Below are 11952 nucleotides of genomic sequence, written 5' to 3'. Positions count from 1 at the left end.
TCGTGTCGCGAACAAATTAGTTCGTGGCGTGAACCTTCGTCAACTAGGCTGCGGGTATGGCAGCGGTCACGGACTCCCCCGACCACACCGAGAGCACGCCCTACCTGCTGATCCGCCTGTCCGGCACCGTCGAGGAGCTGTTCGGGGGCGTCGCCCGCCGCCACGGCCTCACCTCCCAGCAGGCGCACCTGATGTGCCGCCTGGTGGGCGGACCGGTGTACATGGCCGCCCTGGGGCGCATGCTCCACCTGGAGAAGCCCGGCCTCAGCGGCCTCGTCGACCGCGTGGAGCGGCGCGGCCTGGTCGAGCGGGTGCGCGACCCCCGCGACCGCCGCATGTGGCGGGTGGGCCTCACCGAGGAGGGGCAGCGGGTCGCCGTGGCCACCCACCGCGACGTGATGGCCGGCCTGGAGGCGCTGACCGCCGAACTGGGCGCCGACGACGCCGACCTGCTCAAGGCGCTCTTGGAGCGGCTGCTGGCCGGCGCGTCCGCCGCCGAGCGCGCCGCCTCCTGAGGGCCGCGGCTCCGGGCGGGCCGACGGCACCGGCCTCGCCGGGCGCACGCGCACGGCGACCAAGGGGAACTTTGTTCCGTTTGCTAGGGTCCAACCAGCGGAACCGGGAAGCGGGAGGGCGCGGTGGACGACGGCGGGAACGCGGGGCGGCCCGCCCGCTCCCAGCGGGCGGACGCCCGGCGCAACAAGGAGGCCCTGCTCGACGCCGCGGCGGCGGTGTTCGTCGCCTCGGGCGTGGAGGCGCCGGTGCGCGACATCGCGGCCAAGGCCGGTGTCGGGGTGGGCACCATCTACCGGCACTTCCCCACCCGCGCCGACCTCATCGTCGCCGTCTACCGGCACCAGGTCGAGTCCTGCGCCGAGGCCGGACCGGCCCTGCTGGCGAGCAGCCCCACCCCCCACGCCGCGCTCGCGCGCTGGATCGACCTCTTCGTCGACTTCCTGGTCACCAAGCACGGCCTGGCCGCCGTGCTCCAGTCCGACAGCGCGGGCTTCGAGACGCTGCACGCCTACTTCCTCGACCGCCTCGTGCCCGTGTGCACCCGTCTGCTCGACGCCGCTGCCGCCGCCGGCGAGATCCGCTCCGACGTGGCGGCCCTGGAGCTGATGCGCGGCGTGGGCAACCTGTGCATCGGCGCCGACAAGGACCCCGACTACGACGCCCGCCGCCTCGCCGGGCTCCTCATCACGGGGCTGCGCCGCACGGAGTGAGCACGGCGTGAGCGCCGCGGCCTCCGGGCCGCCGCGCACCGGAGTCCCGCCCCGCTCCGCCGGTCCCCCGCCGTGAGCCCCGCAACCGGAAAATCCACCTGATATCGCCCGGTAAGCGCGGTACCATTCCGCGCGCGTTCGGATCCCGGACCGGCGGCGCCCTGCCCCGCCGCGCGCCCGCGTCCGCCGAGCGCCCCCGCCGACGCCGCCGCGCCGGTCTCAGGGACCCCCACGAAAACAGGTGCACCAATGCCGATCGACCCGGGTGTGGCCGCCGCCTTCTGCCTGGCCGCGCTGGTGATGTCGCTCATCCCCGGCCCCGACATGCTCTTCATCACCGCCACCGGCCTGGCCACGGGCCCGCGCGCGGGGATCGTCGCCGCCCTCGGCGTCTCGGCCGGGCTGGCGGTGCACACCACCGCCGCCGCGCTGGGACTGGGCGCCCTGCTGGAGGCGTTCCCCGCCGCCTTCACCGCCGTGCGCGTGCTGGGCGCGGTCTACCTCCTCTACCTGGCCGTCGGCGCCTTCCGCGACGCCGCCCGCCCCGCCGCCGGCCGGGCCGGCGCGCCGGAGGCGGGGGCGCGCGGCCGCTCCGGCGCCCGGGTCTTCGGCCAGGCGCTGCTGACCAACCTGGCCAACCCCAAGGTGATCGCGTTCTACCTGGCCTTCTTCCCGCAGTTCATCCACCCCGAGCAGGGCGGCGTGCTGGCGCAGTTCTTCCTGCTGGGCCTGATGTTCATCGCGGTGGGCCTGGCGGTGGACGGCACGGCCGGCGTGCTGGCCGGGCGCCTGGGCGACACCGTGCGCGCCCGCCCCGCCGTCCAGCGCTGGCTCAACGGGATCTCGGGCACCGTCTACGCCGCCCTGGCCGTGCGGCTGGCCGCCGACACCCGTTGAGCACGGCCGCGCGGCCGGCGCCCGGCCCGGCCCTCAGCGCAGCGCGGCGCTGACCTCCAGGGCCAGCGGGAGCGAGGACGCCGGGTTCTGCCCGGTCATCAGGGTGCCGTCGACCACCACGTTGGGCAGCCACGGCTCGCCCTCGACGAACTCGACGCCGAGTTCGCCCAGCCGGTCCTGGAGCAGCCACGGTGCCTTGTCGGCGAGCCCGGCCTGGCGCTCCTCGGCGTTGGTGAACCCGGTGAGGCGGCGCCCGGCGAAGGGCGAGCCGCCCGGGGCCGCGGCGGTGGCCAGCAGCGCGGCCGGGCCGTGGCAGACGACGCCCAGCGGTGTGCCGGCGCCCATCGCCTCGGTGAGCACGCGGGCGGAGTCGGCGTCGCGCGCCAGGTCCTCCATGGGACCGTGCCCGCCCGGGTAGAACACCGCGCCGTAGGCGGCGGGGTCGACGTCGGCCAGCACCAGCGGCGACTCCAGTTGGGTGATCTGGGCCAGTTCGCGCCGGGCGCGCGCGGCGCCCTCCTCGCCGCCGTTGGCGTCGGGCGCCAGGCTGGCCTCGTCGGCCACCGGGCGCACGCCGCCGGGCGTGGCCACCGCGACCTCGTGGCCGTCCTGGACAAACACGCGGTAGGGCGCCAGCAGCTCCTCCGCCCAGAAGCCGGTGGGGTGCCTGGTGCCGTCGGTCAGCGTCCAGTGGTCGGCGCCGGTCACGACGAACAGGATCCGTGCCATGTGCTGCTCCCCCCTCGTGCGCCGCCGGGGCGCGGCCCCGGGCGGCGCGGTCGAATCGCTGCGGCCCCGACCGGGCCGCACCCTTGCGACACTACCGAGGGCGCGCGCCCGGGTGGCGGTGCGGCGCCGCGCCAAAGGAGTGGCGGGCCCGGCGGGCGCCTTGGCATGATCGGGCGGTGCCCACGACGATCCGCCCCTACACCGTCCCCGCCGACCTGCGGGCCATGCAGGACCTCGCGCGGCGGACGTGGTCGCGGTCCGCCCGCTTCCACGTCGGCGACCTCGCCTGGCAGCGCAACCAGCACCTGGGCCGCGAACCCGACCGCCCCACCCTGCTGTGGGAGGAGGCCGGGCGGGTGCGCGCGTGGGGGTGGGTGGAGCTGCCCGGCACCCTGGACCTGCTGGTGGACCCGGCGCGGCCCGAACTCGCCGACGACGTGCTCGCCTGGTTCGCGGCCACCGCCACCGCGCCCCGGCTGCTCGTCACGGTGCTGGAGCGCGAGGCGCACCTGGTCGCCGCGCTGGAGCGCGCCGGCTACACGTGGGACAGGCGCGCCTACCGGGGCGTGTACATGTCCCGCTCCCTGGCCGGCCTGCCGCGCCCGGTGCTGCCCGCCGGGTTCACCGCCCGGCCGCTGCGCGGCGAGGCCGACCTGGAGCGGCGCGTGGCGCTGCACCGCGAGGTGTGGCACCCCTCGGCGGTCACCGTCGACTCCTACCGCAACGTGCGCGCCGCCTGGCCCTACCGCGAGGATTTGGACTGGGTGGTCGAGGCGCCCGGCGGCGCGTTCGCGGCCAACTGCCTGGTCTGGTGGGACGAGTACAACCGCGTCGGCGAACTTGAGCCGGTGGGCACCGCGCCCGCCTTCCGCCGCGCCGGGCTGGGCCGCGCGGTCTGCCTGGCGGCCCTGCACGCCCTGCGCGCGCTGGGCGCCGAGGAGGCGGTGGTGTACCCGGTGGAGAACCACCCCAACGCCGAGGCCGCGCTGCCGCTGTACCGGGGGCTGGGGTTCGCCCCCTACGCCCGCACCCGCACCTACGTCCTGGAGCGCTGAGGTGGCCGCGCGGGGGCTCGCGGGCCTGCCCGAGGGGGCGCTGCGCCGCGGCGGGGACGGCGCGGTGGAACTCGTGGCGCCCGGCGCGGGGCTGACCCGGCTGCCGGAGGCGGTGGCCGGCCTCACCGGCCTCACCCGCATCGACCTCGACCACAACGCGCTGACCGTGCTGCCGCCGTTCGTCGGCGCACTGCCCCGGCTGCGCGCGCTGCTGCTCTACGGCAACCGGCTGCGCGATGTGCCGCCCGAGCTGGGCGGCGCGCGGGCGCTGACCGACCTCAGCCTGGGCGCCAACGCGCTGGAGCGCCTGCCCGCGCGGCTGTGGGAGCTGCGGGGCCTGCGCACGCTCAACCTCGCGCAGAACGCGCTCACCGAACTCCCGCCCGCCGTCGCGCGGCTGTCCCGGCTGCGCATGCTCGACCTGGGCCACAACCGGCTGGGCGCGCTGCCCGAGGCGGTGGGCGGGCTGACCGGGCTGAGCGGCTACCTCTACCTCAGCGACAACGGGCTGGCGGCGCTGCCGCGCTCCATCGGGCGGCTGGCCCGGCTGGACTACCTCAACGCCACTGACAACCGGCTGCGGGAGCTGCCGGAGACGATCGGGGACATGGCGGCCCTGCGGGAGCTGCGCGTCTACGGCAACCGCCTGGAGCGCCTACCTGCCTCGCTGGGGCGGCTGGGGCGGCTGCGCGAGCTGCACGCCGCCGGCAACCGGCTGCGCACCCTGCCCGAGTCGGTCGGGAACCTGCGCGGGCTGCGCCTGCTGGACCTGCGCAACAACCCCCTGGACCACCTGCCGGCGGCGGTGGGCCGGCTGACCGACCTGCGCCACCTGGACCTGCGGGCGACCCGGCTGCGCGCGCTGCCCGCGACGCTGGCCACCCTGCCGCGCCTGGAGAAGCTGGACCTGCGCTGGACCAAGCTGGAGAGCGAGCCGCCCTGGCTGGAGGGCCTGCGCCGGCGCGGCTGCGTGGTGCTGCTGTAGGCGGCGGGCGCGGCCGGCCGCTCAGCCGACCAGCCGCTCCACCAGCAGCAGGGCGCCGATCACCACCATGGCGGCGCCGGCCAGGCGGCTCACCGCGCGGGCGGCGGCCGGGCGGGTGCGCAGCACCAGCCGGGCCAGCGTGCCCACGCCGAAGTACACCACGCCGCAGTTGAGGGTGTGCAGCGCGCCGAGCAGGCCGATCTGGGCGGCCATGGGCCAGGGGTCGGCCGGGTCGGCGAACTGCGGCAGCAGGGCCAGGTAGAGCAGCAGCGCCTTGGGGTTGAGCCAGGTGACGCCGATCCCCTGGGCCAGCGCGCGGCGTCCGCCGCCCGCCGCGGCGGTATCGCCGGCCGTGGGCGCCGCGGCGGGGCGCAGGAGCGAGGCGGCGCCCAGCCAGATCAGGTAGGCCGCGCCGGCCCAGGTCAGGGCCGCCAGCAGCAGCGGCGAGCGGGCGATGACCGCGCCCACGCCGGCCGCCACCAGGGCGGTGTAGCCCAGGTAGCCCACCACCAGCCCGGCCACGGCGGGGGCGACCGCGTTGTGCCGCAGGCCCGCGCTGACGGCGAAGGCCCAGTCGGCGCCGGGCACGCACACCAGCAGCAGCGACACGGTCTGGAAGGCGACCACGGCGCCGGCGTCCATCGGTTCTCCTCCTTCAGCGGGGCGGCGGGGGCTCGGGGGGCGGGGTTGAGCCTAGACGCGCGGGGGCCGAAGGTGTTGCGGTCTTTGCCCACCTGAGCGGTGATTCGCGGGAGAATCGACGGTATGGACGCGCTTGACCGGAAGATTCTTGCGGAGCTGCAACGGGACGGCCGCGCCACCCTCACCGAACTGGCCGCCCGCGTGCGGCTCAGCGGCTCGGCGTGCCACCGCCGGGTCCGCGAACTGGAGCGCGCGGGCACCATCCGCGGCTACCGCGCCGTGGTGGAGGCGGCGGCGGTGGGCCTGGGGTTCGAGGCGCTGGTGTTCGCGACGCTTCGCCAGGAGGACCGCGCCACCGTCGCCGACTTCGAGGCGGCCCTGGCCGCGATCCCCAACGTCGTCGAGGCCCAGCGCCTCTTCGGCGACCCCGACTACCTGGTGCGGGTGGTGGCCGCCGACCTTGAGGGGTTCCAGCGCCTCTACGACGAGCGCCTGGCCACCCTGCCCGGCCTGGGCCGGCTGAACTCCACGCTGGTGATGAAGCAGGTGGTCCCCGAGCGCCCGCTGCCGCTCTGAACCCGGCCGGGGGCGCCGCGCGCGGCGCCCCCGGCGGCCCGCGCGGTGATGCGGGAGCCGGTCTGTGCGCGCCTTGTTCAAGTACAACGTACGTGATTGACTGTCCGCGTTAACGTACGTCGTACCTGAACGAGGGGCCATGATCACCATCCGCACCGCCTTCCCGTCCGGCCGCGACCAGTGCGCGGCCTGGCTCACCGTTCCCCCCGGCCCCGGGCCGCACCCGGTCGTCGTGCTGGTCCACGGCGGCGGCGCCACCCACGGGATGATGCTCGACCAGTACGAGCGGTGGTTCTCCCAGGCCGGCATCGCGGTCGTGGCCTTCGACTTCCGCCACCTCGGCGAGTCCGGCGGCCGGCCCCGCCAACTGGTCAGCCAGCGGCGCTACGCCGCCGACGTCGACGCCGCGCTCGCCTTCGCGCGCTCCCGCCCCGAACTGGACGCCGCGCGCACGGCCCTGTGGGGCACCTCCTTCGGCGCCAGCCACGTCCTCGCCGCGGCGGCCCGCCACTCCGGGCTCGCCGCCGCGGTCGTGCAGTGCCCGGTGTTCAGCGGGCGGGCGGTCGTCGCCCGCGCCGGGCTGCGCCACCTCGCCAGGTTCACCGGGCCGATCGCCTCCGACCTGGTGCGCGCGGCGCTGGGCCTGCCCCGCAGGTACGTGCCGCTGGTCGGCCGGCCCGGCGAACTCGCCTTCGTCAACCAGCCCGGCGCCCTGGAGGGCTGGGGGTCCGTCACCCCGCCCGGCCACCGGTTCGACAACCGCATCACCGCCGCCTCGGGGCTGGGCATGCTCTTCTACAACGCCGCGGCCAAGGCCGGCCGGGTGCGCTGCCCGCTGCTGGTGTGCGCCTGCGAGCGGGAGAACCTCATCGATCCCGGGATCGCGGCAACCGTGGCCGCCTCCGCCCGCGACGCGGTCCTCAAGCACTACGACGCCGACCACTTCACCGTCTACCACCCGCCCGCCGTCGAGCGGATCGTCGCCGACCAGGTCGAGTTCCTCACCACCCACCTGCGGGTCGGCGCCTGAGCCGCCCGCGCCCGGCGGCGCCCCACCGGGCGCGGGGGTGCGGGCACCACCACGTCGGGGGGTGGGCGGCAGCGGGGCAGGTGGGGGCCGCGCACTCCCGACCGCGGCCGGTCGGCCCCGCCAGAATCGTCTCCGTCAGCAGGGCACAGGCACGGCGGAGAGGAACCGGCCATGGCGGCGACGACGGTGGAGCAGCGGCAAGCGCGCGCGGAGCGGGAGGCCGGCCGCGCGCCGGCCCGACCCAGGACGGTCGGGATCGCGGCCGGGGTGTGGGCGGCGGCGGTGGCCCTGGGCGTGGCCGAGTCGGCGGTCATGGCGGCCGGCCTGACCGCCGGCGGCACCCCGTGGACCGAACTCCTGCCCGGGCTGGGACTGCGCGCCGTGGTGTACGGGGTGGTGCTGGCCGTGGTGGCGGCCCTGTACCGGGGGCACCGCTGGGCCCGCCCGGCGCTGGCGCTGGGCCTGGGGGTCGTGGGCACGCTGAGCCTGGTCTACGAGCCGGTCGCCTGGCTGCTCCAGGGCGGCCTGGCCGAGGGCCTGCCGCTGCTCACCCCGCCGTTCGCGGTGATGGCGGGACTGCGCGCCCTGCACGTCGTCGCGGTGTTCGCGGGCCTGGTCCTGATGTACCGGCCCAGCGCCAACGCCTACTTCCGCCGCCGGTAGCCGCGGCCCCACGCCCGGTCGCCGTCCGGGGCGGACGGACGGCGACCGCTTTCACACCGGACCGGCGGCCCGCCCGAAGCGGTCGCGGTAGGCGGAGGGGCTCAGGCCGGTGCGCCGGCGGAGCTGGGCGCGCAGGTTGGCGGCCGTGCCCAGGCCGCTGGCGCGGGCCACCACCTCCAGCCGGTGCTCGCCGCGTTCGAGGAGGCGGCAGGCCAGCGCCACACGCTCGCCGGTGAGCCAGGCCAGCGGCGTGGTGCCCACCTCCGCCCGGAACCGCCGGTGCAGGGTGGCCTGGCTGACCGCCGCGCGGGCCGCCAGGTCGGCCACCGCCAGCGGCTCGTCCAGGCGCTCGCGCGCCCAGGCCAGCACCGGCGCCAGCGAGGTGTCGGGGACCTCGGGCACCGGGCGCGGGACGAACTGCCGCTGGCCGCCGTCGCGGTGGCCGGCGAACACCAGGCGGCGGCTCACCGCGTTGGCGACCTCGGCGCCGTGGTCGCGGCGGATGAGGTGCAGCCCCAGGTCCAGGGCGGCGGCGCTGCCCGCGGCGGTCAGCACGTCGCCGTCGTCCACGAACAGGATGCCGGGGTCCAGCCGCACACGGGGGTGGCGGGCGGCGAACACCTCGGCCCAGCGCCAGTGCGTGGTCGCGCGGCGGCCGTCGAGGACCCCGGCGGCGGCCAGGGTGAACGTCCCCGTGCACAGGCTGACCAGCCGCGCGCCCCGGTCCGCGGCCCGCCGCAGCGCCGCCAGCACCGGCGCGCTCGGCGGCTCGAGGGGGTCGGGGCGGTTGGGCGCGATCACGGTGTCGGCGGCGTCCACGGCCTCCAGCCCGGCCACCCCCGACAGCGTGAACAGGCCGGCGTGCATGCGCACCGCCGACCGGGCCGCGCACAGGGTGAAGTCGTACCAGGGCCGGTCCAGCTCGGGGCGGCGCAGCCCGAACAGCTCGGTGGTCACGCCCAGTTCGAAGGGGTTGGAGCCCTCGTCGACGATGACGGCGACGCGGTGGGCGCGGGCGGGCGGGGCGGGGTGCGAGGAACGGTGCGGCATATGCGATTCCTAGCACTGTCGCCGAGCGGCACCGGACGCCAGGATCACCCCATGAGCGAACAGCCGCAGCACAGCGCACCGGAGACCGCCCCCGCCCCCGTCCGCCTCGCCGACGCCCTGGCCGGGTTCGACCAACTGTGGAGCCCGCGCGTGCTCGCGCGGGTCAACGACCACGAGGTGCGCATCGCCAAGGTCGGCGGCGACCACGTCTGGCACGTGCACGAGGCCACCGACGAGTTCTTCCTGGTGCTGTCGGGGGAGTTGCGCATCGGCCTGCGCGGCGGCGGCGCCGAGCGCACGGTGGTGCTGGGCGAGGGGGCGTCCTTCGTCGTCCCGCGCGGGGTCGAGCACCGCCCCTCCTCGCCGGAGGGCGCGGCGATCATGATGGTCGAGGCGGCCGGGACGCTCAGCGTCGGCGACCGCCACGAGGAGGTCCCCGACCACGTCGACGCCACCACCGGCCACCCCCTGGCCTGAGCACGGTGCGCCCCGCCGCCGCGCCGGATCGCCGCCTCGTCGGCTCCGGCGTCCCGTCCCCGGCTCAGTCCAGGACCGCGACCGCCTCCACCTCCACCAGGAGGTCGGGCTCGCCCAGCGCCGCCACGCCCACCAGGGTGACGGGCGGCAGGGCGGCGGTGCCCAGCGCGGCGGCGGCGCGCGAGGCGCCCTCCATCAGGAGCGGCATCTTGTCCAGGGACCAGTCCACGGCGTAGACGGTCAGCTTGACGACGTCGTCGAAGGAGCCGCCGGCGGCGGCCAGGGCGGTGCCCACGTTGAGGTAGCACCGCTCGGCCTGGGCCGCCAGGTCGCCCTCCCCGATCCGGCGGCCCTCGGCGTCGCGGGCCACCTGGCCGGCCAGGAACACCATCGTGGAGCCGCGGGCCAGGGCCATCTGGTGGTAGGCGCCGCCCTGGGGCAGTCCTTCGGGATTGACCAGCGTGACGGCCATGCCGACTCCTTCGCGTCGCGGCCGCCCGCGCGGCCGTGTGCCGCGCGGTCCAGCCAGCAAACTATAGCAGTGCAATGCTATGGAATGCGGTCGGCGCTCCGCTCTTCATCCGCCCGCGCGCCCGGGGCGCGGCATGGAACCATCAGGGCATGAGCGGATTCGCTACGCACCAGGACACCGCCCGCCGCACCTCCGCCGCCGTCGACGCGGCGGTCACGGCCGGGCGCGAGCACGGGCTCACCGTCACCGACGCCCGGGTGCTCCACGACCTGTTCTCCGTCGTGGTCCACCTGGCGCCCGCGCCCGTGGTGGCCCGGATCCCCACCGTGCTGCCCGACCCCGACGACCTCCCCGCCCTGGCCCGCCGCCAGCGGGCCGAACTCGACGTCACCCGCTGGCTCGCCGACCAGGGCACGCCCGTGATCCCGCCCAGCCCGCTGGTGCCGCCCGAGCCCGTCCAGCGCGGCGGGTTCTCCATGACGTTCTGGCAGTTCGTGGAGGAGGACGCCGACGCCGTGCCCGACTACGCGGCGAACTCCGAGTCCGTCGCCGACCTGCACGCCGCGCTGCGCGGCTACCCGGGCCGGCTGTCCTTCCTGTCGGCGGCCGAACCCGACTTCGTGGCGGGGAGCCTGGAGCGGCTCGGCCGCCGCCCCGACCTCATCGGCGCCGCCGACCTGGACCGCGCGCGCCGTGAGTGGGCGGTTCTGGAGCCGTGGGTGCGCTCGCGCGCGGCGTTCGAGGCGCGCTTCCCCGGGATCGGCCTCCAGCCCGTGCACGGCGACTCCCCCGCCGCCAACGTGTTCCCCGGCGCGGCCGGGGACCGCCACGCCGACTTCGAACTGGTCACCCTGGGGCCGGTGGAGTGGGACATGGCGGCCCTGGGCCCCGACCTGGAGGCCGCCTACAACCGCGGCGCGCGGCGCAACGGCCTGCGCGAACTGGACGCCGACGTCCTGGGGTTCGTCAACGCCGTGGGCATGCTGCGGGTGGTGGCCTACCTGACGCTCGTGCCGCAACTGCCCTCGGCGGCGGACTTCCTGCGCCCCGCCCTGGACCACTGGCGGACGACGCCCTTCGCCGGCGGCGTGGCGCGCTGAGCGCCGCCGGCCCCCGCACCCCGCCCGCCGGGCTCGCGGCTAGGGCAGCGGGCGGCTGGCCGAGGAGGAGCGCGAGAACAGCCGGCCCAGCGACAGCGTGCCGTCGTAGGGGGTGTGGGCGCGCACCAGCAGCGAGAACGGCCGCAGCGCCACCAGGCCGAACAGCAGGAACACCATGGCGCCGCCGGCGGCGCGGCGCTGGCCGTGGCGGCGGTAGGTCTGCGGCCACGCCTTGAGGTAGGAGTAGAGGTCGCGGGTGGTGGCGCCGATGCGCCGGGCCGACACCGGCACCCGCAGCCTGTCGACGTAGCGCACCCGCAGCCCCAGCCGGTGCAGGTGGACGGCGAGGTCGAGGTCCTCCCACAGCCCGGTCCCGGTGCAGGCGTGGTCGCGCACCTTGGCCCAGCACTCGCGGCTGACGGCCATGTTGGAGCCCCACAGCATCGGGTGCCCCGAGATCAGCCGGTTGACCTGGTGGCAGAACAGGCGGTGGGCGAACAGCCCGAAGCGGCGCATGGGGATGTCGTAGAACCAGGAGGGCCCGGTGACGGCGGCGGGCATCCCCTTGGGGTCGGTGGCGAACGCCTCGGCGAGGCGGCCCACCCACTCGGGGCCGACCATGGTGTCGGAGTCGATGCGGCCCAGGATGTCGCCGGTGGCCTCGTCGAACCCGCGGTTGCGCGCGTACACCACACCCTGCCGGGTCTCGCGGACCACCCGCACGCCGTGCTCGCTGAACTGCTCGGCGACCTCGACCGTGCGGTCGGAGGAGTTGTTGTCGACCACGATGATCTCGTCAGCCGGTACCGTCTGGGTCACGAGGGCTTCCAGGCAGCGGCCGATGACCGCTTCCTCGTTGTAGGCCGGGACGATCACCGAAATCCTCACGGGACTGCCTCATTGTTGTTGTCGTTGTGGTGGACGGTTGCTGGCTGCCGTTGCCGGCCGGGGCTGCGCCTACTGCCGGTGTACAGGGTCTTGCTCAACCGGCGGTGGCCTGCGGGTTAACGGTTCGCCCGCCGGAGTGCGGCGAAGGGGTCCGCTTCCAGC

Annotated in this window: 15 protein-coding genes; 10 read left to right on the top strand and 5 right to left on the bottom strand. The window is 76.2% G+C overall.

Annotated elements, in window-relative coordinates; genetic code table 11:
- The first annotated feature begins 56 nt into the window (after positions 1 to 56).
- The 3 genes from LG943_RS03030 to LG943_RS03020 all read left to right on the top strand — a co-directional run bounded on the left by LG943_RS03030 (position 57) and on the right by LG943_RS03020 (position 2123).
- Positions 57 to 515, top strand: a complete 459-nt coding sequence (locus tag LG943_RS03030) for a MarR family winged helix-turn-helix transcriptional regulator (protein WP_270070608.1) — start codon at positions 57 to 59, stop codon at positions 513 to 515.
- Positions 516 to 638: 123 nt separating this feature from the next.
- Positions 639 to 1226: a TetR/AcrR family transcriptional regulator gene (locus tag LG943_RS03025; protein WP_270070607.1), complete on the top strand. Its 588-nt coding sequence runs from the start codon at positions 639 to 641 to the stop codon at positions 1224 to 1226.
- A gap of 249 nt (positions 1227 to 1475) precedes the next feature.
- Positions 1476 to 2123: a LysE family translocator gene (locus LG943_RS03020; RefSeq protein ID WP_270070606.1), complete on the top strand. Its 648-nt coding sequence runs from the start codon at positions 1476 to 1478 to the stop codon at positions 2121 to 2123.
- Positions 2124 to 2156: 33 nt separating this feature from the next.
- On the opposite strand, the gene LG943_RS03015 is transcribed toward LG943_RS03020, so the two are convergent.
- Entirely contained in the window at positions 2157 to 2852 is a 696-nt protein-coding gene (locus LG943_RS03015; protein WP_270070605.1) for a type 1 glutamine amidotransferase domain-containing protein, read from the bottom strand.
- 176 nt (positions 2853 to 3028) lie between these two features.
- On the opposite strand from LG943_RS03015, the gene LG943_RS03010 reads away from it, so the two are divergent.
- Together LG943_RS03010 and LG943_RS03005 are read left to right on the top strand one after the other, a co-directional pair.
- Positions 3029 to 3907 carry a GNAT family N-acetyltransferase gene (locus tag LG943_RS03010; protein WP_270070604.1) on the top strand — a complete coding sequence of 293 codons (879 nt, stop codon included), beginning with the start codon at positions 3029 to 3031 and terminating at the stop codon, positions 3905 to 3907.
- A 1-nt stretch (position 3908) separates the two neighbouring features.
- The gene (locus LG943_RS03005; protein WP_270070603.1) at positions 3909 to 4892 is read left to right on the top strand and encodes a leucine-rich repeat domain-containing protein; all 984 of its coding nucleotides are present in this window, start codon (positions 3909 to 3911) and stop codon (positions 4890 to 4892) included.
- Positions 4893 to 4913: 21 nt separating this feature from the next.
- Here the strand turns inward: LG943_RS03005 and LG943_RS03000 are convergent, their stop codons facing one another.
- Positions 4914 to 5534: a LysE family translocator gene (locus tag LG943_RS03000; RefSeq protein ID WP_270070602.1), complete on the bottom strand. Its 621-nt coding sequence runs from the start codon at positions 5532 to 5534 to the stop codon at positions 4914 to 4916.
- Positions 5535 to 5657: 123 nt separating this feature from the next.
- On the opposite strand from LG943_RS03000, the gene LG943_RS02995 reads away from it, so the two are divergent.
- From LG943_RS02995 to LG943_RS02985, 3 genes are all read left to right on the top strand, one after another.
- Entirely contained in the window at positions 5658 to 6110 is a 453-nt protein-coding gene (locus LG943_RS02995; RefSeq protein WP_270070601.1) for an Lrp/AsnC family transcriptional regulator, read from the top strand.
- 139 nt (positions 6111 to 6249) lie between these two features.
- Positions 6250 to 7140: an alpha/beta hydrolase gene (locus LG943_RS02990; RefSeq protein ID WP_270070600.1), complete on the top strand. Its 891-nt coding sequence runs from the start codon at positions 6250 to 6252 to the stop codon at positions 7138 to 7140.
- A gap of 171 nt (positions 7141 to 7311) precedes the next feature.
- Positions 7312 to 7803: a hypothetical protein gene (locus LG943_RS02985; RefSeq protein WP_270070599.1), complete on the top strand. Its 492-nt coding sequence runs from the start codon at positions 7312 to 7314 to the stop codon at positions 7801 to 7803.
- Positions 7804 to 7854: 51 nt separating this feature from the next.
- On the opposite strand, the gene LG943_RS02980 is transcribed toward LG943_RS02985, so the two are convergent.
- Positions 7855 to 8853, bottom strand: coding sequence for a helix-turn-helix domain-containing protein (locus LG943_RS02980; RefSeq protein ID WP_270070598.1), 999 nt, complete (start codon positions 8851 to 8853; stop codon positions 7855 to 7857).
- A 51-nt stretch (positions 8854 to 8904) separates the two neighbouring features.
- Here LG943_RS02980 and LG943_RS02975 point away from each other — a divergent pair, with 51 nt between their 5' ends.
- On the top strand, positions 8905 to 9330 hold the full coding sequence (locus LG943_RS02975; protein ID WP_270070597.1) for a cupin domain-containing protein: 426 nt from the start codon (positions 8905 to 8907) through the stop codon (positions 9328 to 9330).
- 64 nt (positions 9331 to 9394) lie between these two features.
- On the opposite strand, the gene LG943_RS02970 is transcribed toward LG943_RS02975, so the two are convergent.
- Positions 9395 to 9802 carry a RidA family protein gene (locus LG943_RS02970; RefSeq protein WP_270070596.1) on the bottom strand — a complete coding sequence of 136 codons (408 nt, stop codon included), beginning with the start codon at positions 9800 to 9802 and terminating at the stop codon, positions 9395 to 9397.
- Positions 9803 to 9951: 149 nt separating this feature from the next.
- Between LG943_RS02970 and LG943_RS02965 the strand changes: the two genes are divergently transcribed.
- Positions 9952 to 10902: an aminoglycoside phosphotransferase family protein gene (locus LG943_RS02965; protein ID WP_270070595.1), complete on the top strand. Its 951-nt coding sequence runs from the start codon at positions 9952 to 9954 to the stop codon at positions 10900 to 10902.
- Positions 10903 to 10941: 39 nt separating this feature from the next.
- Here the strand turns inward: LG943_RS02965 and LG943_RS02960 are convergent, their stop codons facing one another.
- On the bottom strand, positions 10942 to 11790 hold the full coding sequence (locus tag LG943_RS02960) for a glycosyltransferase (RefSeq protein WP_270070594.1): 849 nt from the start codon (positions 11788 to 11790) through the stop codon (positions 10942 to 10944).
- Between the last annotated feature and the right edge of the window lie 162 nt (positions 11791 to 11952).

Origin of the sequence: Streptomonospora mangrovi (assembly GCF_027604915.1) — a bacterium.
Classification (GTDB): Bacteria; Actinomycetota; Actinomycetes; order Streptosporangiales; family Streptosporangiaceae; genus Streptomonospora; species Streptomonospora mangrovi.
The sequence above is the reverse complement of the archived record's forward strand: the minus strand, read 5'-3'. Positions and strand labels throughout refer to the sequence as shown.

Coding starts and splice junctions, on each gene's coding strand:
- LG943_RS02965 (WP_270070595.1), top strand. CDS start 9,952: ATGAGCGGATTCGCTACGCACCAGGACACCGCCCGCCGCACCTCCGCC.
- LG943_RS02980 (WP_270070598.1), bottom strand. CDS start 8,853: ATGCCGCACCGTTCCTCGCACCCCGCCCCGCCCGCCCGCGCCCACCGC.
- LG943_RS03020 (WP_270070606.1), top strand. CDS start 1,476: ATGCCGATCGACCCGGGTGTGGCCGCCGCCTTCTGCCTGGCCGCGCTG.
- LG943_RS02990 (WP_270070600.1), top strand. CDS start 6,250: ATGATCACCATCCGCACCGCCTTCCCGTCCGGCCGCGACCAGTGCGCG.
- LG943_RS02975 (WP_270070597.1), top strand. CDS start 8,905: ATGAGCGAACAGCCGCAGCACAGCGCACCGGAGACCGCCCCCGCCCCC.
- LG943_RS03015 (WP_270070605.1), bottom strand. CDS start 2,852: ATGGCACGGATCCTGTTCGTCGTGACCGGCGCCGACCACTGGACGCTG.
- LG943_RS02995 (WP_270070601.1), top strand. CDS start 5,658: ATGGACGCGCTTGACCGGAAGATTCTTGCGGAGCTGCAACGGGACGGC.
- LG943_RS02985 (WP_270070599.1), top strand. CDS start 7,312: ATGGCGGCGACGACGGTGGAGCAGCGGCAAGCGCGCGCGGAGCGGGAG.
- LG943_RS03030 (WP_270070608.1), top strand. CDS start 57: ATGGCAGCGGTCACGGACTCCCCCGACCACACCGAGAGCACGCCCTAC.
- LG943_RS02970 (WP_270070596.1), bottom strand. CDS start 9,802: ATGGCCGTCACGCTGGTCAATCCCGAAGGACTGCCCCAGGGCGGCGCC.
- LG943_RS03000 (WP_270070602.1), bottom strand. CDS start 5,534: ATGGACGCCGGCGCCGTGGTCGCCTTCCAGACCGTGTCGCTGCTGCTG.